This window comes from Streptomyces sp. NBC_00209 (assembly GCF_045206345.1).
Lineage (GTDB): Bacteria > Actinomycetota > Actinomycetes > Streptomycetales > Streptomycetaceae > Streptomyces.
Genome location: NZ_CP108121.1, coordinates 3,192,775 through 3,219,462 on the forward strand (window position 1 = coordinate 3,192,775; position 26,688 = coordinate 3,219,462).

Annotated in this window: 33 protein-coding genes; 9 read left to right on the plus strand and 24 right to left on the minus strand. The window is 72.2% G+C overall.

The features are described from left to right. Positions 1–20 precede the first annotated feature (20 nt). On the minus strand, positions 21–1,325 hold the full coding sequence (locus tag OG867_RS14360; RefSeq protein WP_406285609.1) for an MDR family MFS transporter: 1,305 nt from the start codon (positions 1,323–1,325) through the stop codon (positions 21–23). A gap of 185 nt (positions 1,326–1,510) precedes the next feature. On the opposite strand from OG867_RS14360, the gene OG867_RS14365 reads away from it, so the two are divergent. The 3 genes from OG867_RS14365 (at position 1,511) to OG867_RS14375 (ending at position 2,893) form a co-directional block, all read left to right on the plus strand. Beyond that, a complete protein-coding gene (locus tag OG867_RS14365; protein ID WP_328901404.1) occupies positions 1,511–2,269 on the plus strand; it encodes a phosphoglyceromutase in 759 nt (252 codons plus the stop codon). A gap of 136 nt (positions 2,270–2,405) precedes the next feature. Next, positions 2,406–2,654, plus strand: a complete 249-nt coding sequence (locus OG867_RS14370; RefSeq protein WP_073964763.1) for a hypothetical protein — start codon at positions 2,406–2,408, stop codon at positions 2,652–2,654. Beyond that, positions 2,651–2,893: a hypothetical protein gene (locus OG867_RS14375; RefSeq protein WP_161207978.1), complete on the plus strand. Its 243-nt coding sequence runs from the start codon at positions 2,651–2,653 to the stop codon at positions 2,891–2,893. The genes OG867_RS14370 and OG867_RS14375 overlap by 4 nt, the downstream gene beginning before the upstream one ends. Positions 2,894–2,900: 7 nt before the next feature. On the opposite strand, the gene OG867_RS14380 is transcribed toward OG867_RS14375, so the two are convergent. The 3 genes from OG867_RS14380 to mshA form a co-directional block, all read right to left on the minus strand. After that, positions 2,901–3,701: a hypothetical protein gene (locus OG867_RS14380; RefSeq protein ID WP_406285612.1), complete on the minus strand. Its 801-nt coding sequence runs from the start codon at positions 3,699–3,701 to the stop codon at positions 2,901–2,903. Positions 3,702–4,115: 414 nt separating this feature from the next. Continuing rightward, positions 4,116–4,640 (minus strand): YbjN domain-containing protein, encoded by a 525-nt coding sequence (locus OG867_RS14385; RefSeq protein ID WP_406285614.1) that lies wholly within the window; start codon positions 4,638–4,640, stop codon positions 4,116–4,118. 88 nt (positions 4,641–4,728) lie between these two features. After that, entirely contained in the window at positions 4,729–6,093 is a 1,365-nt protein-coding gene (gene mshA / locus OG867_RS14390; RefSeq protein WP_328901400.1) for a D-inositol-3-phosphate glycosyltransferase, read from the minus strand. A 210-nt stretch (positions 6,094–6,303) separates the two neighbouring features. On the opposite strand from mshA, the gene OG867_RS14395 reads away from it, so the two are divergent. From OG867_RS14395 to OG867_RS14405, 3 genes are all read left to right on the plus strand, one after another. Continuing rightward, complete coding sequence (locus OG867_RS14395) at positions 6,304–7,083, plus strand: class I SAM-dependent methyltransferase (RefSeq protein WP_406285616.1); 780 nt, start codon at positions 6,304–6,306, stop codon at positions 7,081–7,083. Positions 7,084–7,370: 287 nt separating this feature from the next. Then, complete coding sequence (locus OG867_RS14400; RefSeq protein ID WP_406285618.1) at positions 7,371–8,423, plus strand: NlpC/P60 family protein; 1,053 nt, start codon at positions 7,371–7,373, stop codon at positions 8,421–8,423. A 351-nt stretch (positions 8,424–8,774) separates the two neighbouring features. Continuing rightward, positions 8,775–10,112 (plus strand): SpoIIE family protein phosphatase, encoded by a 1,338-nt coding sequence (locus OG867_RS14405; RefSeq protein ID WP_328901397.1) that lies wholly within the window; start codon positions 8,775–8,777, stop codon positions 10,110–10,112. Here OG867_RS14405 and OG867_RS14410 read toward each other — a convergent pair. From OG867_RS14410 to OG867_RS14425, 4 genes are all read right to left on the minus strand, one after another. After that, positions 10,094–10,429, minus strand: coding sequence for a DUF2516 family protein (locus OG867_RS14410; RefSeq protein WP_328901396.1), 336 nt, complete (start codon positions 10,427–10,429; stop codon positions 10,094–10,096). The two genes, OG867_RS14405 and OG867_RS14410, sit on opposite strands and share 19 nt — an antisense overlap. A 116-nt stretch (positions 10,430–10,545) precedes the next feature. Continuing rightward, on the minus strand, positions 10,546–11,205 hold the full coding sequence (locus tag OG867_RS14415) for a hypothetical protein (protein ID WP_328901395.1): 660 nt from the start codon (positions 11,203–11,205) through the stop codon (positions 10,546–10,548). 50 nt (positions 11,206–11,255) lie between these two features. Beyond that, entirely contained in the window at positions 11,256–11,663 is a 408-nt protein-coding gene (locus OG867_RS14420) for a helix-turn-helix domain-containing protein (protein WP_328901394.1), read from the minus strand. Between the two features lie 284 nt (positions 11,664–11,947). Beyond that, entirely contained in the window at positions 11,948–12,796 is an 849-nt protein-coding gene (locus OG867_RS14425; RefSeq protein WP_406285621.1) for an alpha/beta fold hydrolase, read from the minus strand. 68 nt (positions 12,797–12,864) lie between these two features. Here OG867_RS14425 and OG867_RS14430 point away from each other — a divergent pair, with 68 nt between their 5' ends. Then, positions 12,865–13,470, plus strand: coding sequence for a sigma-70 family RNA polymerase sigma factor (locus tag OG867_RS14430; RefSeq protein ID WP_406285623.1), 606 nt, complete (start codon positions 12,865–12,867; stop codon positions 13,468–13,470). Between the two features lie 91 nt (positions 13,471–13,561). Here OG867_RS14430 and OG867_RS14435 read toward each other — a convergent pair whose 3' ends face one another. Both OG867_RS14435 and OG867_RS14440 read right to left on the minus strand, forming a co-directional pair. Beyond that, positions 13,562–14,548, minus strand: coding sequence for an asparaginase (locus OG867_RS14435; RefSeq protein ID WP_406285625.1), 987 nt, complete (start codon positions 14,546–14,548; stop codon positions 13,562–13,564). 50 nt (positions 14,549–14,598) lie between these two features. After that, positions 14,599–15,228: an ABC transporter substrate-binding protein gene (locus OG867_RS14440; protein ID WP_406285627.1), complete on the minus strand. Its 630-nt coding sequence runs from the start codon at positions 15,226–15,228 to the stop codon at positions 14,599–14,601. 118 nt (positions 15,229–15,346) lie between these two features. Between OG867_RS14440 and dtd the strand changes: the two genes are divergently transcribed. Next, positions 15,347–15,796 (plus strand): D-aminoacyl-tRNA deacylase, encoded by a 450-nt coding sequence (gene dtd / locus OG867_RS14445; RefSeq protein ID WP_361029909.1) that lies wholly within the window; start codon positions 15,347–15,349, stop codon positions 15,794–15,796. Positions 15,797–15,814: 18 nt separating this feature from the next. Here dtd and OG867_RS14450 read toward each other — a convergent pair whose 3' ends face one another. The 6 genes from OG867_RS14450 to OG867_RS14475 all read right to left on the minus strand — a co-directional run bounded on the left by OG867_RS14450 (position 15,815) and on the right by OG867_RS14475 (position 20,746). Next, the gene (locus tag OG867_RS14450) at positions 15,815–16,780 is read right to left on the minus strand and encodes a YgfZ/GcvT domain-containing protein (protein WP_406285629.1); all 966 of its coding nucleotides are present in this window, start codon (positions 16,778–16,780) and stop codon (positions 15,815–15,817) included. A gap of 45 nt (positions 16,781–16,825) precedes the next feature. Further along, positions 16,826–17,296, minus strand: a complete 471-nt coding sequence (locus OG867_RS14455; protein ID WP_406285631.1) for a Fur family transcriptional regulator — start codon at positions 17,294–17,296, stop codon at positions 16,826–16,828. Positions 17,297–17,343: 47 nt separating this feature from the next. Then, positions 17,344–17,916: an FABP family protein gene (locus OG867_RS14460; protein ID WP_328901379.1), complete on the minus strand. Its 573-nt coding sequence runs from the start codon at positions 17,914–17,916 to the stop codon at positions 17,344–17,346. Positions 17,917–18,174: 258 nt separating this feature from the next. Further along, the gene (locus OG867_RS14465; protein WP_406285633.1) at positions 18,175–19,077 is read right to left on the minus strand and encodes a hypothetical protein; all 903 of its coding nucleotides are present in this window, start codon (positions 19,075–19,077) and stop codon (positions 18,175–18,177) included. Continuing rightward, positions 19,074–19,895 carry a hypothetical protein gene (locus OG867_RS14470; protein ID WP_406285635.1) on the minus strand — a complete coding sequence of 274 codons (822 nt, stop codon included), beginning with the start codon at positions 19,893–19,895 and terminating at the stop codon, positions 19,074–19,076. The genes OG867_RS14465 and OG867_RS14470 overlap by 4 nt, the downstream gene beginning before the upstream one ends. Then, positions 19,892–20,746, minus strand: a complete 855-nt coding sequence (locus OG867_RS14475; RefSeq protein ID WP_406285637.1) for a hypothetical protein — start codon at positions 20,744–20,746, stop codon at positions 19,892–19,894. Before OG867_RS14475 ends, OG867_RS14470 begins: the two co-directional genes overlap by 4 nt. A 107-nt stretch (positions 20,747–20,853) precedes the next feature. Between OG867_RS14475 and OG867_RS14480 the strand changes: the two genes are divergently transcribed. Next, positions 20,854–21,216, plus strand: a complete 363-nt coding sequence (locus tag OG867_RS14480) for a DsrE family protein (protein WP_328901375.1) — start codon at positions 20,854–20,856, stop codon at positions 21,214–21,216. A gap of 9 nt (positions 21,217–21,225) precedes the next feature. Here the strand turns inward: OG867_RS14480 and OG867_RS14485 are convergent, their stop codons facing one another. The 8 genes from OG867_RS14485 to OG867_RS14520 form a co-directional block, all read right to left on the minus strand. Next, positions 21,226–21,555, minus strand: coding sequence for a DUF3099 domain-containing protein (locus OG867_RS14485; RefSeq protein WP_406285639.1), 330 nt, complete (start codon positions 21,553–21,555; stop codon positions 21,226–21,228). 155 nt (positions 21,556–21,710) lie between these two features. Then, the gene (locus OG867_RS14490) at positions 21,711–21,998 is read right to left on the minus strand and encodes a DUF1416 domain-containing protein (RefSeq protein WP_018101653.1); all 288 of its coding nucleotides are present in this window, start codon (positions 21,996–21,998) and stop codon (positions 21,711–21,713) included. Positions 21,999–22,045: 47 nt separating this feature from the next. After that, the gene (locus OG867_RS14495) at positions 22,046–22,891 is read right to left on the minus strand and encodes a sulfurtransferase (RefSeq protein WP_328901373.1); all 846 of its coding nucleotides are present in this window, start codon (positions 22,889–22,891) and stop codon (positions 22,046–22,048) included. Between the two features lie 160 nt (positions 22,892–23,051). After that, on the minus strand, positions 23,052–23,159 hold the full coding sequence (locus OG867_RS14500; RefSeq protein ID WP_406285642.1) for a putative leader peptide: 108 nt from the start codon (positions 23,157–23,159) through the stop codon (positions 23,052–23,054). A gap of 207 nt (positions 23,160–23,366) precedes the next feature. Next, the gene (locus OG867_RS14505; RefSeq protein WP_328901372.1) at positions 23,367–24,056 is read right to left on the minus strand and encodes a DUF2993 domain-containing protein; all 690 of its coding nucleotides are present in this window, start codon (positions 24,054–24,056) and stop codon (positions 23,367–23,369) included. A 121-nt stretch (positions 24,057–24,177) separates the two neighbouring features. Next, on the minus strand, positions 24,178–25,314 hold the full coding sequence (locus OG867_RS14510; protein ID WP_406285644.1) for a hypothetical protein: 1,137 nt from the start codon (positions 25,312–25,314) through the stop codon (positions 24,178–24,180). 10 nt (positions 25,315–25,324) lie between these two features. After that, positions 25,325–25,579, minus strand: coding sequence for a MoaD/ThiS family protein (locus OG867_RS14515; protein WP_406285646.1), 255 nt, complete (start codon positions 25,577–25,579; stop codon positions 25,325–25,327). 65 nt (positions 25,580–25,644) lie between these two features. Continuing rightward, complete coding sequence (locus tag OG867_RS14520; protein WP_406285648.1) at positions 25,645–26,529, minus strand: alpha/beta hydrolase family protein; 885 nt, start codon at positions 26,527–26,529, stop codon at positions 25,645–25,647. Positions 26,530–26,688: the final 159 nt, after the last annotated feature.

Genomic DNA, 26,688 nt, shown 5'->3' on the forward strand with positions numbered 1-26,688 from the left:
CGGCCGCTGGGCCGTACGGGTTACGAGGGTGACGCCTCCGCCTTCGTGACCCGTGCCCCGGCCGGCCGCGCCGGTGCGTCGGTCTCCGCCACCGCGGTCTCCGCCGTCGGTAGCCCGCGCATGAGCAGCCAGTAGCCGGCGGAGGCCACCGTGCCCAGGAGGGCGGTGGTCGCCCACAGCCAGCCGGCGCCCAAGTGGTCGATGACCACACCGGACATCAGCGGGGCGATGAGCGCGGCGGCCGACCAGGACAGGGTGTACATGCCCTGGTAGCGGCCCCTGCCGTGGGCCGGGGACAGCTGGACGACCAGACCGTTCTGCACGGGCGCGTTGATGATCTCGGCGACCGTCCACACGCTGATGGTCAGCGCGTACACCCCGACGGAACCGGCGAAGGCCGTCAGCCCGAACCCGTACCCCGCGAGCAGCGAGGAGGCGACGAGCAGTCGGCGCGGGTCGCGGCTCTGGATGAACCGGGTGACGGGGATCTGGAGCACGACGATGAGGACGCCGTTGACGGCGATCGCCGTACCGAAGTCGGAGCTGCTGAGCCCGTCCGTGCCCATGGCCACCGGCAGGCCCACGTAACCCTGCTGGAAGATCAGCGCGATCACGAACGACAGGCCGACGACGCCCATGAACCGTCCGTCGCGCAGCACGGTGGAGAGCCGTACGCCGTCGCCTGTGGGCACCCCGCCGACCGAGGGCCCGCCGGACCGCTCCGGGCGGGACTCCGGCACCTTCAGGAAGACGACGACCGCGCAGACGAGGGTCATCGCGGCCTCGCCGACGAAGCCCGCGCGGTAGCTGTACTCGGCGACGAACCCGGCGCCGGCGGAGGAGACCGCGAAGCCGAGGTTGATGGCCCAGTAGTTGAGCGAGAAGGCCCGCACCCGGTCCTTCGCGGGGACGATGTCGGCGATCATCGCCTGGACCGCGGGGCGGGAGGCGTTGCTCGCCATGCCGACGAGGAACGCGACCCCGGCGATGGCCGCCGGATGCGTCATGAAGCCGAGCACGGCGACCGCGGCGGCGGTGGAGAGCTGGGCGGCGAGCATGGTGGGCCGCCGCCCGACGCGGTCGGTCAGCACCCCGGCCCCGAGCGAGGAGACGACCCCGCCGAGCCCGTGGAGGGCGGCGACGAGACCGGCGTACGAGGCGGAGTAGCCGCGGTCCAGGGTCAGATAGAGGGCCATGAAGGTGGCGACGAACGCGCCCAGGCGGTTGACCAGGGTGCTGGTCCACAGCCACCAGAACTCCCTGGGGAGCCCGGAGACGGTTTCCCGGGTGGCACGGGTGGCCCGTCCGAGACCGGTGGCAGACATGCGGGTTCCCCCCGGGGACGTACGACGGATGACGCCGGGGGAAGTAAGAGGCCCACCGACGGTCCGAACATTACGAATCCGTGAGGCCGCCTGCCACTCGATTGACGGTCGCCGTCAAACGACGGCCCTGTCCGCTCTGTGACCGGTCGCGCGCGGCTCGGACGGGTTCGATTACGCTCGGACTCATGGCCGACGCACCGTACAAGCTGATCCTCCTCCGCCACGGCGAGAGCGAGTGGAACGCGAAGAACCTGTTCACCGGATGGGTGGACGTCAACCTCACCGAGAAGGGCGAGAAGGAGGCGGTCCGCGGCGGTGAGCTGCTGAAGGACGCCGGCCTGCTCCCCGACGTGCTGCACACCTCCCTGCAGAAGCGCGCCATCCGCACGGCCCAGCTCGCGCTGGAGGCCGCGGACCGCCACTGGATCCCCGTACACCGCTCCTGGCGTCTGAACGAACGTCACTACGGCGCGCTCCAGGGCAAGGACAAGGCGCAGACGCTCGCCGAGTTCGGCGAGGAGCAGTTCATGCTCTGGCGCCGCTCGTACGACACCCCGCCGCCCGCCCTTGAGGACGGCACCGAGTTCTCCCAGAGCGACGACGCGCGCTACGCGACGATCCCGCCGGAGATCCGCCCGCGCACGGAGTGCCTGAAGGACGTCGTCACGCGCATGCTGCCGTACTGGTACGACGGCATCGTCCCGGACCTCCTGACCGGCCGCACGGTCCTGGTCGCCGCCCACGGCAACAGCCTCCGCGCCCTGGTCAAGCACCTCGACGGCGTCTCCGACGCCGACATCGCGGGCCTGAACATCCCCACGGGCATCCCGCTCACCTACGAACTCGACGCGGAGTTCCGCCCCCTGAACCCGGGCGGCACCTACCTCGACGCGGACGCGGCGAAGGCCGCCATCGAGGCAGTGAAGAACCAGGGCAAGAAGTAGTACCTGCCCCGAGAAGGCCCCCGCCCTGCACGGTCAGGCGGGGGCTTCTCCGTGTTCCGGAACTCCTGGACGGAGTGACGCGCGTCACCCCGGCCCGTACCCTGTGCCCCATGCGGGGAAGAGCGGGAGGGCGGTTATGGGTGAGCCTTTGAAGACCTTTGTCGGGGGTGCCGAGGTCGAGGTGCCCAACAGCATTCCGGCGATCCGGGACGCGTTGCCGGAGGGGCGGCGGGCGGAGTTCGAGCGGGCCATCAACGAGGCCGGGGTGCATGAGATCCAGGCCGTGATGCGGCACTGGATGCTGGAGGCCGTGCCCGATCCGGAGGCCGAGCGGATTCTGGACCGGCTGGCGCGGGACGAGGCCGAGAGGCGGAGCGTCGCTTGAGCTTCCGGATCTCCTACGCGCCGCCCGCCGACGACACCCTTGCCAAGATGGCGGACGGTGAAACATTCCGGGACGAGATGGCGGCGACCCTGGGCCGTGAGCCCTATGGGCACGGGTCGACCGCCGTCAAGGGGGAGCACGATCGCCGGGAGGCGACGGTCGCCGGGGCGATCGTGCTCTATTACGTCTCCGGTTCGGTCCTCACCGTCACCGTCGTACGGCTCGTTCCGCTTCCTTGACGAGAGGTCAGGCGAGCTTCTTCGCCTGCGCGTCGATCACCGCGGTCGGCAGGTCGAAGTCCTCGCCGGAGCCCGCGGCCGCGAGGTTCATCGAGCTGAGCGTGGCGAGCGTCGCGCCCTGACGCAGCGCGGTGAGCTTGAGGGAGTTCTTCTCGCCGTCCGACTCCACCGTCACCGTCCAGGCCGCCGCCTCCTCGCCGCCCTTGACCTGCTCCTCCACGATCTTGGCGACCTTCTGCTTGTCCCCGCCGACGGTGAATGTGAAGCCGCCCGCGCAGTCCGTCGCGGCGGTGCGCAGCGCGGCCAGCGTCTCCTCGGCGCCCTTGCCGTCGTACGACGCGAGCGTGGTCATCGTGGTCGTGATGTCGAAGGCGGCCTTGAACGCCTCCTCCGGGTCGGCGATGTCCTTGTCCGCGCCCTTCTTCGGCACGCTGGCAACCTTGCGCTGGGTGCTGGCGACGGGCGAACCGGCCTTCGCACCCATCAGCGCGTCGCCGAGGACGTCGCAGGACTCCTTGTCCGCGGTCACGTCCTTGGCGTCGATCAGGTCGGCCGGACCGGCCTTGGTGATCTTGTGGTCCTTGACGTCGCCCTGTGCCAGCGAGACCTGCTCCAGCTCGGCGGCGGACAACGCCTTCGCGGGGGCCTCCGCGCCCTTGTCGGCGCCCTTCCCCGAAGGCTGGGCAGAGGAGCCGGCCGCCTTGTCGGCGCCCTTGTCGTCGCTGTCCGAACCGCAGGCGGCGGCGAACAGCGCCAGGGACATCACGGAGGCGGCAACGGCGGTACGGCGTATGACAGTGGGTCGCATGGCCCGTCCTTCTGCTCAAAGTGTTTCGCCCGCACGCGAGCAGCCAGGCCGGGTTCGGCGCGGCTGAAATGAGGGTGCGTGGGGGTGCTCCAACTCTATGAGCCCACTGTGGTTTGGCAATCCTTTACCTTGGGCATCGCACGTGATCGTGACGACGTCGTGATCACTTCGCGCACACCGTTCAGGGGGCCCGTCCGTCAGCCGGACGCGGCTGACGGCGTTGTACATGCCCCCGGTCAGCGGCTCGCAGGCCGCCGAGCTCGACCCGACCGCCGCCACCGGCCCGTACGTGGTCATGTCCGCGCGGCACGTCCGGGGACCAGCTGGAGTGGGCCCGGAACGAGGTCGCACCCCGTCTTGAGGCCACGCTGAAGGGGATCGAGTCGGCGACGCGCGTACGAGGGTGACGCGAGGTCAGCCCGATGGGCGCTGGGTGAGGTGCGCGAAGGCGTCGAGATTACGCGTGGACTCGCCGCGCGAGACCCGCCAGGCGTACTCCTTGCGGATCGCGGTCGCGAAACCGATCTCCAGCAGGGAGTTGAAGGCGCCGTCCGCCGCCTCCAGCACGGAGCCGAGCAGCCGGTCCACCTCCTCGGGCGTCACGACGGCCAGCGGCAGCTTGCCGGTGAGGTAGATGTCCCCGAGCTGGTCGATCGCGTAACCCACGCCGAACAGGCGCAGGTTCCGTTCCAGCAGCCAGCGGTGCACCGCCGCGTCGTTCTCGTCGGGGTGCCGGATGACGAAGGCGTTGAGGGAGAGGCTGTGCGCACCGACGATCAGCGAGCAGGTGGTCGCCAGCTTGCGGGTGCCGGGGAGCTGGACGACGTAGCTGCCCGGTGCGGGGCTCTCCCAGTCGAGCCCGGCGTCGGCGAAGCTCGCTTCGAGCACCTGGGCGGCCCGAGTGGCCTCGTTCTTCGCCGGTACGGGTGCGTCAGCCATGTTTCGAGCGTACGTCAGGTGGCAAAGGCGCGCGGTCGGGGCTGGTGTGGAGGGGGTTACGCGGTGGCGCGCGGCGGGTACGGCCCGGTCAGGCGTGACGGGTGCGGGTCCGCCTGCGGTGTTCCTGAATGGCCGCCGTGTACACCTCCGCGGTGGCGGCCGCCGCCGTGTCCCAGCCGAACCGCTGGGCATGCTCCGCCGCCGCTCCGCCCATCCGCGCGACCAGCTCCGGCGCCTGCGCGAACCGCTCCAGCGCCTGGGCGTACGCGGCCGGATCGTGCCCGGGGATCAGGAAGCCGCTGACCCCGTCGCGCACGGCCACCGGGAGGCCGCCCACCGCCGCCGCGACGACCGGCGTCCCGGCTGCCTGGGCCTCGACCGCGACAAGCCCGAAGGACTCGCTGTACGAGGGCATGACCAGCACGGAGGCGGCCCGGAACCAGTCGGCGAGCTGGTCCTGCCCGACCGGCGGGTGGAACCGCACGACGTCCGCGATGCCCAGCCGGGCCGCGAGCTTCTGCAGCCCCTCCGGCTTCGCGAGGCCGCTGCCGCTGGGGCCGCCGACGACGGGCACGACGATCCGGGACCGCAGCGAGGGGTCCCGGTCGAGCAGCACGGCGACCGCCCGCAGCAGCACGTCGGGGGCCTTCAGCGGCTGTATGCGGCCCGCGAAGAGGGGGATCAGGGCGTCCTGCGGAAGGCCGAGACGGGCGCGGGCGGCGGCCCGGCCGTCGCCGGGGCGGAAGCGGTCGAGGTTGACGCCGGGATGGACGACGGCGACGGCCTGCGGGTCGGCGTCGTAGAACCGGACCAGCTCGCCCGCCTCCTCGGCGGTGTTGGCGATCAGCCGGTCCGCGGCGTCCACGATCTGGGTCTCGCCGATGACGCGGGCGGCGGGCTCGGGGCTGTCGCCCTCGGCGAGCGCGGCGTTCTTCACCTTGGCCATGGTGTGCATGGCGTGCACGAGGGGAACGCCCCAGCGCTGTGCGGCCAGCCAGCCGACGTGTCCGGAGAGCCAGTAGTGGGAATGGACGAGGTCGTAGTAGCCGGGGCGCTGACCGGCCCACGCCTGCATCACACCGTGGGTGAAGGCGCAGAGCTGCGCGGGCAGCTCCTCCTTGGCCAGACCCTCGTACGGCCCCGCGTCGATGTGTCGGACGAGGACACCGGGCGCCAGGTCCACGGCGGAGGGCAGCCCTCCGGTGGTGGAGCGGGTGAAGATCTCGACCTCGATGTTGATCGCGGCGAGCCGCTTGGCCAGCTCCACGATGTACACGTTCATCCCGCCGGCGTCGCCCGTCCCCGGCTGGTGCAGCGGGGAGGTGTGCACGGAGAGCATCGCGATACGGCGGGGCCTGCGGTGACCGGCGGTGAAGGAGCCGGTGAGACCTGCGGGGAACCTGAGACGCGGTGCGCCACGGCTGCTGCCGAGCCGAGAGACGTACTGGGTCACGTCGTCCGTCCTCCTCGCTGGGCCCCGGTGCCGGCGCGGTTCACGGCATGGCACCGAAGGGGCACACGGTCCCTTCGAAGGTGGGGAACAGCGGAATCCCTCCTTTCATTTCCGCTTTGCCAAATCATTACGGCGCAAACGCGGGGGCCGCCCCGATGCTCTCCCGCCCGCCCGGCGCCCGCATCCGCCCGGATCGTTACGCTCTGTGTCATGCGCCCGATCGGCACCGCGACCCGCGGGACCACCAACCCGAACCGGCTGCGCCGCATGGACCGCTGGATCGCCGCCACGCACGGCCCCGCCCTGCGCCGCGCCGAGACCCCCGTCGCCGTCGACCTCGGTTACGGGGCCGCGCCCTGGACCGCGGTCGAACTGCTGGAGCGCCTGCGCACCGCCGAACCACGCACGGCGGTGGTCGGCATCGAGATCTCCCCGGAGCGGGTCGCCGCCGCGCAGCCGTACGCCCGCGAGGGCCTCACCTTCCGGCACGGCGGCTTCGAGATCCCGTTGCCGGAGCGGCCCTCCCTGATCCGGGCGGCGAATGTGCTGCGCCAGTACGACGAGGGCGAGGTGGCCGGGGTCTGGCAGCGGCTGTGCGAACGGCTGGCGCCGGGCGGGCTGCTGGTGGAGGGCACCTGCGACGAGATCGGGCGCCGGCACGTGTGGGTGGCGCTGGGGCCGGAGGGGCCGCGCACGGTGACCTTCGCGACCCGGCTGGGCTCGCTGGACCGGCCCTCCGATCTCGCCGAACGGCTGCCGAAGGCACTGATCCACCGCAATGTCCCGGGTGAGCGGGTGCACGCCTTCCTGCGCGACTTCGACCGGGCGTGGGCGGCCGCGGCGCCCTACGCCTCGCTGGGGGCCCGGCAGCGCTGGATCACGGCGGTGCGGGCGCTCTCGGGCGACTGGCCGCTGACGGACGGGGTGCGGCGGTGGCGCCAGGGCGAGGTAACGGTGGCGTGGGGGGCGCTGGAGCCCGGGGGGTGGTGAGGGGGCGCACTTGGGCAGCGCGAGGGCGCGTCCTCGTTGCGCCGGGATTCACCCCCTGCGGTGGGAACGGCCGGCGGTCATCGTTCGTCGGAGTGAGTGGGACGTCGGGGGCGCGGGGTGGCGGGGAATCACGGAATAGCGAAGTGCCGCCCGAAGGCCGGGGTGTGTCTGCCTCTGTTGCTTTTCGGTACGGCATGGCACGATCTGGTCGACGTCACATGTTACTGACGGTTAATCAGTTTTCTGGTGCTGCTCGAACAGTTGGGAACTGCTCGGAGGGGGAGCTCGTGTACCGACGCCACTGTGCCGCCGCCGCGATCACTCTGGTCTGCGCGCTGGCGGTCCTCGCCTCGCCGGTCCAGGCACTCGCCGCACCGCCACCGCCGGGGTCCGCCGACGGCGGCGGGAAAAGCCTGGAAGAGGTGCGCGCGGAGATCGATGAGCTGTACCTGGAGGCGGGCGCCGCCACGGACGCGTACAACCTCGCCGAGGAGAGGGCCAAGAAGCAGTCGGGCGAGCTGGTCGAGCTGGCGCAGTCGATAGTTGAGGGCCGGGCGAAGATCGCCGCTCTCAAGGACCGCGCCGGCGCCCAGGCCCGCGAGGAGTACCGCAACGCCGGGCTCCCGCCGGGCGCGCGGCTCATGCTCAGCGGCGACCCGCAGCTCTTCCTCGACGGCATCAGCCGTACGCGCCAGGGCCAGCAGGCCGGCAAGGGTCTCCTGGAGGAACTGACCAGGACGCAGCAGGACTTGGAGACGTACACCAAGGACGCCAGCACCAACTGGACCAAGCTGGAAGCCGGCCGGGTCAAGCAGGCCAAGGCCAAGAAGAAGATCAACTCACAGATAGCGGCGGCGAAGAAGCTGGAGTCGCGGCTGGAGAAGGAGGAGCGGGCCCGGCTCCTCGAACTGGAGCGGGAGGCGGCGCGGCAGGCGCAGACCGCGTGGCTCGACTCCGGCGCGCTGAAGGAGATCAACCGGAACGCGAGCCCGCTCGGCAAGCAGGCGGTGGCCTTCGCGACCGCGCAGATCGGCAAGCCGTACGTGTGGGGCGCGGAGGGCCCCAAGTCGTACGACTGCTCCGGGCTGACGTCCCAGGCGTGGGCGGCGGCGGGCCGCCCGATCCCGCGCACCTCGCAGGAGCAGTGGCGGCTGCTGCCGCACATCGCGATCAAGGACATGCGCCCCGGCGACCTGATCATCTACCACGCCGACGCCACCCACGTCGGCATGTACGTGGGCAACGGCCAGATCATCCACGCCCCTCGCCCCGGCCGCGACGTCACCCTGGCGGGCGCGGGCTCGATGCAGATACTCGGCGTGGTCCGCCCCGACGCGTAGTCCTCGGGCGGACGGCGGGGCGGGGTACCGCGCCGGACGCCGTTGGCCCCGGCGGGGCCGGGCCCCGGGCCGCCCACCCGCGCCAACGCCTTCCGGGGCCTTTCCGTCGGCTGCGCGCGGCCCGGGACGGGCCCCGGGTGGCGTGACCTTTGTCATGTCGGGATCGGCCGCCTCGGCGCGGCCACCGCGCCTGATCCGTGGTGGGACGCGGCTTATGGCGGTGCAGATGCCAGGCGCGGCGGGCGGGTCGCCATTCCGTTCCCCTGGTCCGTACCGCTATGGTCCCCGTCTGGCGGGACGTCGTTCGTCGCTCCGCCGCGCCCTCGGGGGGAGGGAAGGAAACCCGAACCGATGCCCGTACCCGTACCGCAGCCGTGTTCCGCGCCCGCTGCGGAGAACAGCTCCGGCGCCGGCCTCACCCTCCTCGTGATCGAGGACGACCCGGCGGGCACCTTCACCGCCCCGGAGCTCTCCACCGCGGCCGGTGCCCGGGTCCGTATCCGTGCCGCCCGGAACCTCACCGAGGCGGGCCGGCTCCTCACCGACGACGTGGACTGCATCCTGCTGGACCTGGCCCTGCCGGCCGGCGCCGAGGCGCGGGGCGACGGGGAGGGCGAGGAGGACGGGCTCGCCACGCTCAAGCACGTCCTGCGGATCGCCCCCCGGCACGCCGTGCTCGCCCTCACCGCGGAGGACGACGCCGAGCTGGCCGCCGAGGCGGTCCGGGTGGGCGCGCAGGACTATCTCTTCCGGGGCGAGCTGGACAGCAGGCTGCTGAGCCGGGCCATCCGCTACGCCGTGGAACGCAAACGGGCCGACGTCGCACAGCACCAGCTCACCGAGTCCCGGCTGCGCGCCCAGGAGAACGCCCGGCTGGAACGCGGGCTGCTCCCGACCCCGCTCCTCGACGGCTCCGACCTGCGCTTCGCGGCGCGCTACCGCCCGGGCCGCAGCCGCGCGCTGCTCGGCGGGGACTTCTACGACACGGTCCGCACTCCGGACGGCACGGTGCACGCGATGATCGGCGACGTCTGCGGCCACGGCCCGGACGAGGCCGCGCTCGGCGTGGAACTGCGCATAGCGTGGCGCGCGTTGACGCTGGCGGGGCTGTGCGGCGACGAGCTGCTGTCCACGCTCCAGGAGGTCCTGGAGCACGAGCGGGAGAGCGAGGAGATCTTCGCGACGCTCTGCACGGTGGACATCGCACCGGACGGCCGCCGGGCGGGCCTGTGCCTGGCCGGGCACCCCGCACCGCTGATCGCCCGCCACGGACGGGCGGCGCAGCTGCTCCCGTACCAGGACGGCGGACCGGCCCTGGGCCTGCTGCCGCGTGCGCGGTGGCCGCGCCGGCAAGTGGAACTGGGCGGGGCCTGGAGCCTGATGATGTACACGGACGGCCTGATCGAGGGCCGCGTCGGCGACGGCACGCAGCGCCTCGGACAGGACGGCATGGTGGCGATGGTCAACCGGCAGCTCGCCGAGGGCCTGACCGGCGAGGAACTGCTGGAAGCTGCGGTCGCCCAGGTGCGGGAACTGAACGGCGGCGAACTGACGGACGACGTCGCGGTCCTGCTGCTCGACCGCGACCAGGACGCCACCCGCCTCCGGCCCCCGGGCGGCGCGCGGAGCGTGAACATCCCGCGCCCGCGCCCGGCCTCACCGGCGAGGGCTCAGCGCCCGCCGTTGTAGGGGCCGTACGGGCCGTCACTGCTGGATCCGCCGCGTCGGCGGCCACCGCCACCGACGGCCTTGAGGGCGGGCCGTACGTCCACGAAGAAGACGATGGTGGCGATCAGGCCGGCGATCTGCAGGAAGATGAAGATGGGCCAGAGGTTCACCGCCACCACGATGCCGAGGACGATCAGCCAGAAGGACTTCTTCTGCTTGTCCGCCGCGCGGTAGGCGTCCTCGCGGGCCATCAGAGCCATGACCAGCGCGACCACGGCAAGGACGAGCATGGCCGCGGAGAGCAGCCCGAGGAACGAGTTGAAGCCGTCGAGCAACATGATGTGCACCGCCTAGTCAGGTGAAAGCGCCTCGCGGCCAAGGTACCGGGACAACGAACGGGCCACCCGGAATGTGCCCGCCCGCCGCCCCGGCACACCTGCCGGGGGCATCGGCGCTACTTGCCGGAGGGCGGGGTGGCCTTCTTCGCGGCGGGCTTCCGCGCCGGCGCCTTCTTGGCGGCGGTCGGCTTGGCAGCGGCGGGCTTCGGCTTCGCGGCGGCGGGCTTGGCCGTGGTGGCCGGCTTGACGGCGGCGGGCTTGGCGGCGGGAGCGGGCTTCGCGGGGGCGGCCGGCTTCGGCGCGGCAGCCGGCTCGGACTCCTTGCGCGGCTCCACGACGACGGCGATCTCCACGATCTCGTCGGCGGTCTCGCCCCGCCACGTCCGCACGGTGCGCTCGCCGCGCTCGGCGACCTTCTCGTACGTCTCCCGGGCCCGTACGGCGTACTCGGCGGCGACGCCCACCCCGCGCAGCGCCAGGTCCTGGGCGTTCTCGCCGAGCTTCTTCAGGTCGGTATCGAAGGCGCCGATCACCTCGGTGACCCTGGCCTGGAAGACGGCCTGCGCCTCCCGGGCCTGCTCGGTGACCCTCTCCTGGACGGCCTTGGGGTCGGTGTTCCGTACGGCCTCGATCCGCTCCGGGGCCTCGGCCCGCAGCTGGTCGAGCAGCGCGGGCACCTTGCGGGCCTGGCGCACGGCGAGGTCGGCGGTGCCGGCGGCGAAGTAGAGGGGGGTCGGGTCGGTGAGGGTCTTGCGCAGGTCATCGGTGATGGCCATGACTGTGGTCCTCCCGGATCATCAGACTGGGTGTGAGGGTGATGGAGCTCTCAAGCTGTATCGGCAGCACTGCCGTCGGCATTGAAGGGAGTGTCTGCCCCGGGCTCGTCGTCCAACCCGTTCTCCTTGCGGAAGGACGCGTAGATCTGGAGCAGCACGCTCTTCTGGCGCTCGTTGATCGACGGATCGGCGAGGATCACCGCCCGCGTCTCCAGCTCGTCCTGCTGCCGCTCGTCCAGAATCCCGGCCCGCACGTACAGGGTCTCGGCGGAGATGCGCAGCGCCTTGGCGACCTGCTGCAACACCTCTGCGCTCGGCTTGCGCAGCCCGCGCTCGATCTGGCTGAGGTAGGGGTTGGACACCCCGGCGGCATCGGCGAGCTGCCGCAGGGAGAGCTGCGCGCTGCGGCGCTGCTCCCGCAGGTACTCGCCGAGATTGCCGACGTTGAGTGAGGCCATGCCTCGATGCTGCCCCCGTTTGCTAACTTTTGCAAGCACCCGCTTGCAAAAGTGTTCCGCGCGACCACCCGGCACACGAGCCGCCCAAACCGTCCTGGACGAGGTCGACCCCAGGCACGGCACGCGGTTCCGGCTGATGCGTCGCCCGGAAGCATCCTCCTGGACGCCGGGCGGGTCAGCGGCGTCGTGGACATCGAGGCGGTCGGCAGCGGGACCCCGGGCCTTCGACTACGCGATCCTGCTCAGCGCCGAGGGCCCCGGAGACGGACCGGGCGGCGCCCTCCTCAGCCGCGCCCTCCGAGGAACCCCGCCACCACCGCCCCGAACGCCTCCGCGTCGTCCGCCCACGGATAGTGCCCCGCCCCCGGCTGCACGACGAGCGCGGCATCCCGGAACAGCTCGGCGAACGCGGCCACCGCGCTCGGCGGGCTGTTCAGGTCGTACGCGCCGGCGAGCAGCAGGACGGGCGCGGCGAGGGAGGCGAGGGCCTTGCGGGTGGCCGGCGGGTCGAACGCACCCTCGGCGCCGAAGAGCGCGACGGACTCCGGGTTGCCGGGGCGGCCGAGCTCCCGCAGGCGGCGGGCCGCGTCGTCCCAGCGGCCGTGGAAGAACGGTTCGACGGCCTCCCGGTCGGTGCCGTTCCCGCGTGTGATCGCCTCCAGCGCGGGGAAGGCCGCCGGGAACCACGGTTCGCCGCTCCTCAGCCGCGCGAGCGCCCGTCGCTCGTCCCCGGTGATGTCGATGCCGACGGCCCGTGTACTCGGGGCGATCAGGGCGAGCCTGCCGATCCGGGCCGGGCGGCGCTCCGCGTACTGGACGACGATGTTCGCCCCGGCGGAGTGGCCGAGCAGATCGACGCGGGCGAGCCCGAGGTGGCGGCGCAGCGCCTCCACGTCCTCGGCCAGACGGTCGCAGCGGTACGAGGAGACGTCCTCCGGAACCGCCGAGCCCCCGTTGCCCCGCAGGTCGGGGACGACCAGGCGGCGGTGGGCCGACAGGCCGCCGAGGTCACCCAGATAACGGGAGTCGGCCGGGCCGCCCGGCACGCAGACGACGGGGTCGCCCGGGCCGTCCCCGTAGGTCCGGTAAGCGAGCAGGGTGCCGTCGGGCGCGGTGAAGGTGTGCGTGGTCATGCGAGCAGAGTGACAGCCATAACCAGGTTGTACAACCTGGTTATGGAACCCCGGTATATAACTGGGTTGTGGCAGGCGATCAGAGGCAGAAGAACTGCGGCACCCCCGCGCTCACCGAGGCGCAGGCCGCCCGCATGCTCGCCGGGATGAACGAGGCCATCCGCGCGGGCGAGGAGATGCGCGGACTGCGCACCGAGATGATCAAGGTGCTCGCCGACCTCGGCTGGACCCAGGAACGCATCGCCCGCCTCACCGGAATGAGCCAGCCCGCCGTCTCCAAGCAGATGGTCAAACACCGCGACGCCGGACCGCCCCAGCCGCTCGGCCTCGCACTCGGCCAGGACGACCCCCCGTGGCTGGAGGGGCGGCTGTGGGGCGTGGCGGAGGACATCGCGGAGACGTACGGCTCCGCCGCGCGCTGCCGCCCCGCCGTCGACGCCCTCGCGCGCGGCCGGCAGCGCTTCACGCCCGAGAACACCGACGCGCTGCGCCGGCTCGTCGAGGAGGACCTGCGGCGGTACGGGGACGAGCTGGCCGCGCACCGGGCCGCGTACGACGAGATCAGCCGCGCGCTCGACGTGCCGTCACGGACCGCCGGCTCCCCGCCCGGCTCCCCATCCGTACGCCGTACGCTCGCCCACCGCCTGCAACTCGGCCGGCTGCGGGGCGAGTAGGCCGGGGGCAGGACGCCCGCCGCGCCGTGGCCTCGCCCGACGACGCGTGGCGGCCCGTTTTGACGGCCGCACACGCGGGAAGATCCGGGGCTCAGAACGCCGCCCGGATCTCCCCCACCTGCGCCCGGCCGCCCGACAGCGGCGCGCGGCCGATCCGGCCGACCACGGGGGCGTCGATCCCCAGCAGCTCCAGCGCGCGGGCCAGGACCGGGCCCAGTGCCCGGGTCGAGCCGTCATCGATCTTGAAGGCCAGCGCCCGGCCGTCCGCCAGGGCCACCGCCTGCACGGCCTCCGCGCCCATCTTGGAGAGGGTGCCGGGCACCTCGCGCATCAGCCAGGTGTCGGGGCGCCGGGTGCCCGCCACGTACTCCGGGTGCGCCCGCATCGCGTCCGCCACCCGGCGCTCCGCCGTACCCGGCTCCGCCAGGACGAAACCGCGGAACGCGCGCGCCAGGCCCACCAGCGAGATCGCCATCAGCGGCGCCCCGCAGCCGTCCGTGCCGACGGCGGCGACCTCCTCGCCCGCGGCCTCCTCCACGACCTGGTGCACCAGCTGCTGGAGAGGGTGCGCCGGGTCCAGGTAGCCGTCCATGTCCCAGCCGTTGTGCGCGCAGACGGCGAGCATCGCCGCGTGCTTGCCGGAGCAGTTCATCGTGAGGCGCTCGCGGACATGCCCGGCGGCGAGATACGTCTCGGCCTCCACCGCGTCCAGCGGCAGGTCCGGCGGGGTCTGAAGGTCCTCGGGCGACAGTCCGTGCTCGGTGAGCATCTTGCGTACGAGATCGAGGTGGAAGCCCTCGCCGGAATGGCTCGCGGCGGCCAGCGCCAGCCGCTCCCCCGACAGGTCGAGCCCGGCCCGCAGCACCGCCGCCGCCTGCATCGGCTTGTTCGAGGAGCGCGGGAACACCGGCGCCGCCGGGTCGCCCAGGGACAGCTCCACGCTGCCGTCGGCGGCCAGCACGACCAGTGAGCCCCGGTGGTGGCCCTCGGTGAAGCCGGACCGCACGACCTCCGCCAGCACGGGCAGGCCGGGGGCCGGGTCGGATATGGCGGAGGTGCGGGCTGCGCTGGAGGTCATGGTGGCCTTCCGGGGACGGGAGGGACCCGCCCGTCCCCGGAGGGATCGCCTCAGGCGAGCAGGTCGTCTACTTGTGCTTCCCCGTCACGGTACCTGCGGGCGATCTCCGCGCCGCAACCGTCCGTCGTGCGCTGGAGCCGGTGCCGGCGCCGGGAAACCTGCTGCTCGTAGCGGACCAGCCGCCCCATCGCGGTGTGCAGCTCTTCGTCCGTCCGGGCGTCGAGGTCGGACAGCTCCACCTCGGCCAGCGTCTCGGCGGCGAGCTTGCGGTACTCGTCGCTGCGCGGCGTCGACAGCGTGACGTGCCGGGCGGACGAACGCTGCGGGGACGGGGCGTCGGCGAGGATCTCCGACAGCCGGTCCACCACCGGCGACTCCGGGCCCCGGCGCCGGGCCAGCTCGGCCCGCAGGATGTCGATCCGCCCCTGCACGAGCCGCCGCACATAGCTGAGGTCGGCCTCGTCGCGCTGGGCGTCGCGGCGCAGCGCGCGCAGCTCCGGCAGGCGCAGGGCGGTCAGTTCGGCCCGGGCCGCGCCGTCGCCGGTGTCGTCGCCCTGCCCGGTCCGCTGTACGGGTGGGCGCATGGTGCTGATACTCGTACCGTTGCCCGTGCTGCCGCTGACACCGGGGCGCGCGACCGGCACTGCGCCCGGGGACTGCCCGGTTCCATGGGTGCTCATGCTTGTGTCCATCCCCTCGACCCGGTGCGTCGGCGCACCGCCTCCCGAGCATCGTGCCACCCCGAGGGGCCTTCTGAGGTTGCTCTGTACCCGTTCGGCCCAAGATAGGTTGGTCTGTATGCGTGCAGTGGTACAGAGGGTGGATGGTGCGAGCGTCACGGTGGCGGACGTCGCGGACGGCGACGGCGGTTCCCGCGTCGTCGGGGAAATAACCGGCGAGGGCCTGTGTGTGCTGGTGGGGGTGACCCATGAGGACACCCCGGAGAAGGCCGCACAGCTCGCCCGGAAGCTCTGGTCGGTCCGCATTCTGGAGGGCGAGAAGTCCTGCTCCGACGTGAATGCGCCGCTTCTGGTGATTTCGCAGTTCACCCTCTACGGGGACGCCCGGAAGGGCCGCCGCCCCACCTGGAACGCCGCCGCGCCCGGCGAGGTCGCCGAGCCCCTGGTGGACGAGGTGGTGGCGCGACTGCGGGCGCTCGGGGCGACGGTGGAGACGGGCCGGTTCGGGGCGGACATGCGCGTCTCGCTCACCAACCACGGCCCGTTCACCGTCATCATCGAGGTCTGAGCCCCACTCCCCAGGTTCCTACGGCTCGACCACCGTCTCCTGTGCCGCCGCCGTGTCCCCGGCCAGCAGCCGCGCGTCGACCGCCACGTTCCGCTTCACCAGGGCGAGGGCGATCGGGCCCAGCTCGTGGTGGCGGGCGGACGTGGTGACGAAGCCCAACTGGCGGCCCTCCGGCCCGTCCGACGCGAGCCGGACCGGGGTGCCGGGGCCCGGCAGGTGGACCTCGCTGCCGTCCAGGTGCAGGAAGACCAGGCGGCGCGGCGGCTTGCCCAGGTTGTGCACCCGGGCGACGGTCTCCTGACCCCGGTAGCAGCCCTTCTGCAGGTGGACGGCGACGCCGATCAGGCCCAGCTCGTGCGGGATGGTGCGGTGGTCGGTCTCGAAGCCGAGCCGCGGCCGGTGCGCCTCCACGCGCAGCGCCTCGTACGCCAGCACCCCGGCGACCGGGCCGTGCTCCGCCGCGTACGCCTCCAGCCCGGCGCGCGGCAGGAACAGGTCGCGGCCGTGCGGTGTCTCGCGTACGACGGCCCCGTCCGGGACCTCGGCGATCGAGCCGGCCGGGAGGTACACCACCGCGAAGTCCTCGGTGCGGTCGGCGACCTCCACCCGGTAGAAGAACTTCATCGACTCCAGGTACGCGATGAGGTCGCCCTGCGTACCCGGTTCGACGTGCATCCACACCGTCTCGCCGTCGTCCACGAGATACAGGGCGTGTTCGATGTGGCCGTTCGCGCTGAGGATGAGCGCTTCGGTGGCCTGGCCCGGGCCGAGCTCGGTGACGTGCTGCGTGATCAGGAGGTGCAGCCAGGCCAGCCGGTCGCTGCCGGTGACGGCGACGACGCCGCGGTGCGAGAGGTCGACCAGGCCCGAACCGTCGGCGAGGGCGCGCTGCTCGCGGAACAGGTCGCCGTAGTGCGCGGCGACGCCTTCGTCGCGGCCCTCGGCGGGGACGGCGCCGGGCAGGGACAGCAAGGGGCTCTTCATGCGACCAGCGTACGACTGCTTTTCGGGCCCCGGCCGCCCGGTGCCTCAGGCCCCTGCCGCCGGTGCCGGACCGGTGGCGTCCGGGCCGTCCTTCGCCGCCTTCGCCGTGCAGTCGGCGCAGCGGCCGAAGATCGCGAAGTGCTTCATGTCCGTCTCGAACCCGAACGCGCCGCGCAGCTTCTCGGTGAACTCCGCGACGACGCTCACATCGGCCTCGATCACGTCCGTGCAGTCCCGGCACACCAGGTGGATGTGGTGGTGGCGGTCGGCCAGGTGGTACGTGGGAGCGCCGTGCCCCAGATGGGCGTGGCTGACCAGCTCCAGCTCCTCCAGGAGCTCCAGCGTCCGGTAGACCGTCGAGATGTTCACGCCCGACGCGGTCCGGCGCACCTCGGAGAGGATGGCGTCGGGCGTCGCGTGTTCGAGCGCGTCGACGGCCTCCAGGACCAGTTGGCGCTGCGGGGTCAGCCGGTAACCGCGATTCCGGAGGTCGGTCTTCCAGTCGGTGCTCACCACAGACCCAGTGTAGGTCCGGGCGGACGGCCGCTCGGCGGAAACGGCGGCTACTTGAAGAAGGCGATCCCGTCGTCCGGCAGGTCACCGAGGCTCTTGGCCATCGCCTCGACCTCCTCGGGCGTGACGGTCTTCTTCAGGTGCGCCGACATGTACGGCCGCAGCTCGACCTCGGGCGTCGCCTTCTCGCCGACCCACATCAGGTCGCTTTTCACATAGCCGTAGAGCCGCTTGCCACCGCTGTACGGGCCGGAGGCCGCGGTACGGGCCACCGCGTCGGTGACCAGGTCGATCTGCGGCTTCTTGTCGGCCAGCTCGCCGTACCAGATCTCGATGACGCCCTGGTCGCGGGCCATGACGACCTCGACCTTGCGGTCCTTGTCGATGCGCCAGTAGCCGGTCTCGGTCTCCAGCGGGCGCACCTTGTTGCCCTCGGAGTCGAGGACCCAGGAGTGCGAGGTGTACTCCAGGAAGTCGCGGCCGTCCTGGCTGAACGTGACCTCCTGGCCGAAGTTGCACTTCTCGGCGCCCGGGAAGTCGGAGACTCCCGCGCCCGCCCAGTTGCCCAGGAGGAAGGCCAGCGGGACGAGGTCCGGGTGGAGGTCGGACGGGATCTCGATCATGAGCGGCTCAGTCGATCTGTGAGGCGGGAGGCGGGAACGCCGGGAACAAGGAGGGGGTCAGCGCTGACCCTGGTACAGCTTCTTCACGGTCACGGCGGCGAAGGCGAGAACGCCGACGCAGACCAGGACCAGCAGGGCGGAGAAGAATGCCTCAAGCACGGGGGCTCCTCGGACGAGCGGTTGGGCGGCAGTACAGGGCAGTACAGGACCGGGCCCCAGCCTAATAGGTGGGGCCCGGTCCCGCCGTTCCGGGTCCGGTCAGCCCAGCAGCTGGTTCTGGAGGATCAGCGTCTGGTGGAACGGCACGCGCGGCGTCCCGGCGCCGCCCTTGCGCGACTGGACGACCACGGCGAGGGTGTCCCCCGCGATGACGTAGCCCGTCCGTACCTGCGCGGAGCCGTAGGGCTTCGGCTCGCTGAAGACGTACGAGGCCGTGGCCTCCACCTTCCCGCCGCCCTTCCAGCTCTCGTCGAGCTCCATCTCGTGCGCGCCGGGCATGTCGTCCCCGGCCGACGCCCCGATGAAACGGTCGTCGCGGTACGCGTCGGCGTCGTCCGCCGAGCTGAACTGGAGCAGGTAGATCCGGTTCGACGTGCCGTCGGGCATGGTCCAGCCGCGTGCCGCGATGTGCCGCAGGGTGCCCTCGCGCAGGGTCTCGCCGATGCCGGCGCGCCCGCCCTCGGTGAACTCGGAGGCGAACCGCTCGTTGCTGACCCAGCCGCCCTTGAGCTTCTTGTCCACCGTGGCCCCGGCCGGCGCGGGCAGCAGCAGCTCGCGCAGGTCCGCGTGGTGGATCTCGGACGGGTTGCCGTCGTTGTAGGGGCGCGGCGTGTCCGCCGGGAGCGCGGGCAGGGTGAGCCGGGGGTAGTCCCAGCGCCCGTCGTCCTCGGTGGCGAGACCCGGTACGTCGGTGCGCTCCATCGAGGTGATGCCGTACGCCGTACCCGCCCCGGCCGCGCCGAACACCAGCACCGCGGCGGTCCACCGCGCCACGGCCCGCAGCACCCGGCGCGGGGGGCGGGGGCCCTGCGCCACGGGGGCCGGCGGCGCCGGCGGCATGGGCGGGAGCTCAGGGAGGTCCGGGAGCCGCGGGGGCACGGGGGCGGAGGCCGGAGCCTCGGACTCCGGACCGGTCGCGGGCGCGGCCGTCTGCTCGGTCATACGTACTCCCCCGGGGACGTGATGTGGTTCAGCTGGTCCTTGACCAGTTCGGCGACGGCCGACTTACGGAACGGATCGGTGCCCGACGCCGAGAAGGTGACCATCACCTCGCCCTCGTACGCCATGCAGAACATGCCCTCGATCCGCCGGTCGTCGTCCTTCGGGTCGAGGAAGCAGGAGGCGTTCCTCTTGTGGCCGGCGATCTTCGGGCCGTCGCGTAGGACGTCGACGCTGTCGAAGAGTTCGTGCCGGAAGGTGTAGAGGTCCCGGAGGGCCTTCTTGTCCTTCATCCGCACCAGCTGGGTGTCGATGACCAGGTCGTTGTCGTGCGAGGCGTAGGTGCGGACCGCCAGGCCCTGGATGCGGAGCTTGTCGATCCGCTTCTCGAACTCGCGCCGCTGCCGGCCCGACAGGCCGCGCCCGCCGTCCTTCATCTCGGCGGTGGCCGCGGCGCCGCTGAGTTCGGCGTCGTTGCCGTACGTGCCGGAGTCCGGGCCGAGCCGGTAGCCGGCCGGCACGGGCAGCAGCAGCTTGCTCAGCTCGGTGGTGGCCCTGCCCCGCGCCAGGTCCCCGGCGGGGTCCTTGGCCGGTTCGTGGGCGGGCTTCTGCCACAGCCGCGTCGGGACCGCGCGGTCCGCGCCGTCGACGGTGACCTTCGTGTACGCGGCGGCGCCACCGACCGCGGCGAGCACCAGCACGACGGGGAGGACCGCGAGGACCACCCGGCGCGCCCTGCCCCTGCTCACGGGAGCGGGCGCCGCGAAGGGGTTGCCGTCGTTCACCGGCGGAACGGGCTCGGGGGTGTGGTCGTCGTTCACAGGCGCTCCAGCTGTCGCTCGGCCAGCGTCCGGATGTCCTTCTTGCTGATCGGAGCGCTGTCGAAGATGTGGATGTCGACCATCACGTCGCCCCGGCTGAAGATCGCCCTGGCCTGGTAGAAGGGCAGGTATCCGGCCTCGCGCTCGGCCGGGAAGAGGTAGTAGCGGCCTTCCGCGCTGCCCTTGAGGGCGGTGCCCTCGTTACCGGCGCTCTTCTTCTCGGGCATGTACGAGCGCTGGTCCTCGGCGTGCGCGGCGGCTGCGGCGCCCGAGCGGAACTGCACCAGGGAGACGGCTCCCGTGCGGTACTCGCCCTTCTTCCAGGCGGCGCCCGCGACCCGGCGGATGCCCTGGTCGAGGAGGTCGCTGAACATGTAGTCCTCGCTCTCGAAGTCCAGGGCGTAGTTCTCGACCCCCAGCCACCCGTCCTGGGTGAGGGCGGTCAGGCTCTTGTCCTCCTGCCAGCCCTTCGGCCGGGGCACGATCAGCTTGCGCAGGTCACCGTCGGTGCGGACCCGGCGGTCCTGCGAGGCCGGCAGCGGATCGGGCGCCTTGCCGGCGGGCAGGGCCTTGCCCGGGTACGCCAGACCCGGCTGCGAGAGCGCGGCGAGCGGCGTCGGGGCGCGGCCGGCCTGGACGCCGTAACCGGTCGCGATGCCGCCGGCGATGCCGAGCGCCGCTGCGGCGGCGATGATCAGGGTCGTACGCCCGCGTGGGCGCCGCCTCACGGGGACGGCGGGCTCCACGGCGGGCTCCACGGCGGGCTCAGGGTGCTCCCCCGCATCGGCCGCCTCGGCCGCGTCGACGGGCGGCTCTGGCTGCCCGTCGGAAATGCTGTCGTTCGCGTGCAAAATGGGTCCCCCCACGAGACCTTGAAGCACGGATTCCGTTATCCGCGCACACAACTGACCCACAGCTACGGGGTGGGGTTGTGCGGCCGAGGATTACAGTTCCGTATATGCCGAAGAAGCTCGTGATCAAGGTGACCGCAGGTGCCGACTCCGCCGAGCGCTGCTCGCAGGCGTTCACGGTGGCGGCGGTGGCCGTCGCCAGCGGGGTGGAGGTTTCGCTCTGGCTGACCGGGGAATCGGCGTGGTTCGCGCTGCCGGGCCGCGCCGCCGAGTTCGAACTGCCGCACGCCGCACCGCTGCCGGACCTGATCGAGTCCATCCAGGCGGCCGGCCGGATCACGCTGTGCACGCAGTGCGCGGCCCGCCGCGACATCACCGAGGCAGACGTCCTGGAGGGCGTGCGGATCGCCGGGGCGCAGGTCTTCGTCAGCGAGATCATGGCCGACGGGGTGCAGGCGCTCGTCTACTGAGAGGCCCGCTCAGCCGCGCCGCTTCCGGCCGTCCAGCTCGTCCCACCACGCGTCCGACTCCGGATCGCCGGTGGCGCCGCCGTCCTTGCGCGGCCGGGCGTCACCGGGCGGCGGAGGCCGCTGCCGCTCCTCCTGCCCCCCGGGCTCGTCCCACCAGCGGTCCTCGGGCCCTTTGCGGTTGCCGACCATCGCGGCGACGGGCGGGATCACCATCGCGACCACGCACATCGCGATGGCGGCCGGCATCGACCAGAGCCTCACGAAGGCCCAGGCCGAGACGAAGAGGACGAGGCATACGCCCATCAGTACGAAGTAGGCGCGCCGGCGTCGGCGGTACATGAGTCCAGCGTAGGCCCGATCGGCCTGCTCGGCCGGTCCTGGGCGAACCCGCACTTCACGCGGGCGGCACGAAGGGCCGTACCCGTGCCAGGCAAGCGTCCAAACCCCCTGGGGTACGGCCCTTCGGCCGGTCATCGGCCACGCCGACGGTCGTGCTAGACGGCGATGGCCACCTCGGCCAGGCCACCGGTCTGCGCGACGACCGTGCGGTCCGCGGTGCCGCCGGGGACGAGGGCGCGAACGGTCCAGGTGCCCTCGGCCGCGTAGAAGCGGAACTGGCCGGTCGCCGAGGTGGGGACCTCGGCGGTGAACTCGCCGGTCGAGTCCAGCAGGCGGACGTAGCCGGTGACGGGCTCGCCGTCGCGGGTCACGCTGCCCTGGATGGTGGTCTCACCGGGCTTGATGGTCGAAGCGTCGGGGCCGCCGGCCTTTGCTCCACACATGGTTCAGTCCTTCTGGTCGGGGGTCGTGCAGGTCCGGGTCGTACGGATTACTTGTTGGCGCCGAGCTCGATCGGCACGCCGACGAGGGAGCCGTACTCGGTCCACGAACCGTCGTAGTTCTTGACGTTCTCCTGGCCGAGCAGCTGGTGCAGCACGAACCAGGTGAGCGCGGAGCGCTCGCCGATGCGGCAGTACGCGATGGTGTCCTTCGCCAGGTCGACCTGCTCGGCCTCGTAGAGGGCGCGCAGCTCGTCGTCCGACTTGAAGGTGCCGTCGTCGTTGGCGTTCTTCGACCACGGGATGTTGCGGGCGCTCGGCACGTGGCCGGGGCGCTGCGACTGCTCCTGCGGGAGGTGCGCCGGGGCGAGCAGCTTGCCGCTGAACTCGTCGGGCGACCGCACGTCGACCAGGTTCTGGGTGCCGATGGCCTTCACGACGTCGTCGCGGTAGGCGCGGATCGACTCGTCCTGCGGCTGGGCCTGGTACTGCGTGGCCGGGCGGGACGGGATCTGGTCGCCGTCCACGAGGTCGCGGGAGTCGAGCTCCCACTTCTTGCGGCCGCCGTCGAGCAGGCGGACGTCCTGGTGGCCGTAGAGCTTGAAGTACCAGAACGCGTAGGACGCGAACCAGTTGTTGTTGCCGCCGTAGAGGACGACCGTGGTGTCGTTGCCGATGCCCTTCGCGGACAGCAGCGCCTCAAAGCCGGCCTGGTCGATGAAGTCGCGGCGGACCGGGTCCTGGAGGTCCTTGGTCCAGTCGATCCGGATCGCGTTCTTGATGTGGTTCTTCTCGTACGCGGAGGTGTCCTCGTCGACCTCGACGATGGCGACCTGCGGGTCGTCGATGCGGGCCTCGACCCAGTCGGCGTCTACCAGGACGTCACTGCGGCTCATTGTGTTTCTCCTCCGGGGCAGTCTGCGGCGAGATGGTGCACGGGTCGTGCGTGATGCGGATGTGCGGGGCGCGGGCCGGGCCCGAATCCACGGGCGGCATGCGCGAGGGCCCCGACGTGCGGTCGAAGGGCCTGGGAACGCGGGAAACCGGGCGTCCCGCTCAGACAGTGCGACAGAGCATGGCGGCGACGCGGCACAGGTCCACTGCCCGCCGCTTCGTGAGATCCGCCTGGCCACCCTGAGAGAGGCCGCCCATAGAGCACTGCATGGGACCGATCGTAGGGACGTACGGGCGGACATGTCACCGCCGTGTCGTATGTTGAGACAGGATCGTCCGCAATGCGGAACGACTGCCGCTACGACACCGGCCGGGCGCCGTCGCGCGAGGCGCCGGAGCGGTCGTCCATCTGCGGACCGGACCGGTCCGTCTCACTATGTGGCGGGGCCACCCATCCCTACCCCCGCGCGGGCCCGGTCATCCCGCCAGGCGCACGTCGGTGCCGGTCCCCGATATCTCCAGACCGTCCTCGGTCGGCTGGATCTTCTCCAGCTTCAGGCCGCTCGGCAGCCCGCCGACCTCGCGCTCGAAGTCGGTCTTCTCGCGGACCAGCTTCTCCAGGCCGGGAATGCCCTCACCCGGCACCTTGTCCGCGTGGACGCGGACGGTGTGGCCGTCGAGCAGGGTGACGGTGGACAGGACGCTGCGCGAGATCGGGCGTCCCAGGACGTTGACCGTCCCGGTCACCTTCACCTTGTTCTTGCCGCCGTACTCGACCTTGACGCCGTCGCTGGCGGCCTTGGTCAGGTCCTCGTACGAGATGACGACCGTCCCGGTGGCGCGGTCGGCGACGGCGCCCGAGAAGCCGTCGGTCAGCCGCACGTCGTGCAGCTCGGCGTCCAAGGTGGAGATCCGCAGCGTGTGCCCCCCGGCGCGGGTCTCGATGCCGGTGATCTTCACGTCGACCTCGTCCAGCTCCGAGCCGGCGAGCTGGGTGAGGAACGGGAAGCCCTTGACGGAGATGTCGGTGGAGTCGATCTGCGCGCCCGGGACCTTCACCCGGTCCTCGGCCTGCGACTCGGCGATGTTCACCGCCACCCGGTCCACGGCCACGAACAACGCCGCCAGGATCACCAGGGCGATGCCCCATATTCGCAGTGCACGCATGCCTGTCCTTCCCCCACCCTGCCGCCCGTACGGCGTGATCGACGTGCGAAAGCCCCCCAACGGTTCCCCGTGGAGGGCTTCGCCATGCGGATGGAGCGGTACGAATGTGAGCGGTACGGGACTACGTCAGCACGCGGCCCAGCACATAGACGGCCGGCGCGGCCGCGGTCAGCGGCAGGGCCACACCCGCCGTCATGTGCACGAAGCGTGACGGGTAGTCATAGCTCGCGACCCGCAGCCCGATCAGCGCGCAGACCCCGGCGGCGAGGCCCAGCAACGCCCCCCTCGCACCCAGGTCCGTCACGCCCCCCGCCACCGCTCCCGCCCCCGCCGCGACGGCCAGCGCGGCCACGACGGACACCGGCGCGGGCAGCGGCAGCGCCCGTACGAGCACGGCGGCGGCCACCGCGACCGCGCCCACCGTCACGGCGTCCGGGACGGCCGCGAGGTGGCCGGCCGCCAGCACCGCGAGAGCGGCCGACGCGACGGTGGCCATGAGGCCCTGCATCCGCTCGTCCGCGCCGGCCCGGCTGCGCAGCTGGAGGACCACGGTGAGCAGCACCCAGACGCCCAGCGTGCCGATGATCGCGGCCGGACCGTTCTCCCGGCCCGCCGCGAGGAGCGCCACATCGGCGACCAGGCCACCGGCGAACGCCAGCGCGATGCCCTGCCGGGCCGGCCACATGCCGTTCAGCCGGAACCAGCCCGCCGCCGTCACCGCCTGGAGCAGCACCAGCGGCACGGCCAGCGCGTACGAACCGATCGCGGCGCCGAGCGCCAGCAGCAGCCCGAGCACCGCGGTGATCGCGGCCGGCTGGATTCCCGGCGCGATGACCGGGGAACGCCCCTCGGCCCGGGCGCGCTGCGCGTCGGTGATCCGGGCGTTGCCGACGGTGGTGGGCGCGCTGTACCCCTCGGCGGCGGAAGCGGCGGGGGCGGGCGGCGCGGGCGGCACGGGCTCCGCGTGGGCCTCGGGCGGCAACGGGTAGGAGCCGGTGGCCGGCTGGTACTGCGTGTCCCAGGTCTGCCCCTGCCAGGTCTGCGCGGCGCCCTGGTCCGGCTGCCCGGCCGAGGGGTCCGGATACACCTGACCGCCGTACGCGGGTTCGCCGTACGCCTGCTGCGGGTACGCCTGGTCCGGGTACGCCTGCGGCTGCGGCTGGCCGTACTGCCGCGGGTCCTGTCCGTACCCGTACTGCGGCTGCTGTTCCGGGCCCTGGCCGCCCGGGTGGTACGGATACTGCTGATCGTTGCTCATGTGCTGGGGTTCACCCTCCTGCGAACGGCGGGAGCACCTCGACCGTGCCGCCCTCGGCAAGGCGTACGGTCTCATGGCTCCGGGTACCGACGGGATCGCCGTCGATGAGGAACGAGCACCTTCGCAGGACGCTGCTCAGCTCGCCGGGGTGCCGCTCGCGCACCGCGTCGAGCGCCTCCTTGAGGGTCCCGGCGGCGTACGGCTCCTCCGCGGTCCCGGCCGCGGCCTTGGCGGCTGCCCAGTAACGGATCGTTCCCGCGGGCATGGCGGCGCTCCTTTCGTTCCGTTCCTCCGGTGCCGGTTCGGGGGACACCGGCCCCCCATCATGGTTCACCGTCGCACCACCCAGTCGGCGATGCGGGTGAGCAAGCTCTCGTCGGCCGCGTTCTCCGCGTGCCCCATGCCGCGCTCCAGCCACAGCTCCGCCGCGTCGCCCGCCGCCGCCGCGAGCATGCGGGGGTGGTCGAGCGGGAAGTACGGGTCCCGGTCGCCGTGCACGATCAGCAGCGGGGCCGGGGCGATCAGGGCGGCGGCCGCGACCGGGGAGAGCGGGACCTGGTCCCACGCCTCGCGGTGGATGCGCGTGCGGAAGCCGTAGCGCCCGACGAGTCTTCCGGCGGGCCGGGTCACCATCCAGTGCAGGCGGCGCATCGGAGCCGTCCCCCGGTAGTACCAGCGCGCGGGGGCGCTCACGGACACCACCGCATCCGCGTGCGCCCCCGTACGCGCTCCCACGCGCCCCCCGCGCTCCGCAACGTCCCGGTCGGCGCCGACGTCCCCGCCGGCCGCCCCCGGGGAGGCGTACAGCGCCCCGTGCCGCAGCACCACCGAGCCGCCCATCGAGAAGCCGACGGTCACCACGCGCCGGTGTCCCAGCGAGCGCGCCCAGGCGACCGCCGCCGCCAGGTCCAGCACCTCGCGGTCGCCGACCGTGGAGAACCCGCCGGACCTGCCGTGACCCCGGAAGGAGAAGGTCACCACCGCCGCGTGCCGGGAGAACGTACGCACCGCCCTCCGCACCGCCGGGCGGTCCACCGAACCGGTGAATCCGTGCGCGACGACGATCGCCGTCTCCCCGCCGCCATCCCCCGTGCACGGGTCGTACACCGCCTCGATCCAGGTCCCGTCATCCGCCCGCAACGCGGCCCTCAGGGGCACCCGCGTGACCGAGCGAACAGCGAAATCCGGAATTCTCCCCTCTGACACAGAACTCATGTGGGTTATTCTCCTGTGAAGAGGATCCGGGCAGAGCAGCCCCCGGATCCTTTTGTGCTTTCCGGACGTTGTTACGGCGACGTTTCGACAAGCTCAGCGGAACCGTACGAAGCAGAGCCGCATACTCCCCCGGGCCCCGCCCGGGAGTGCCCCTCTCGC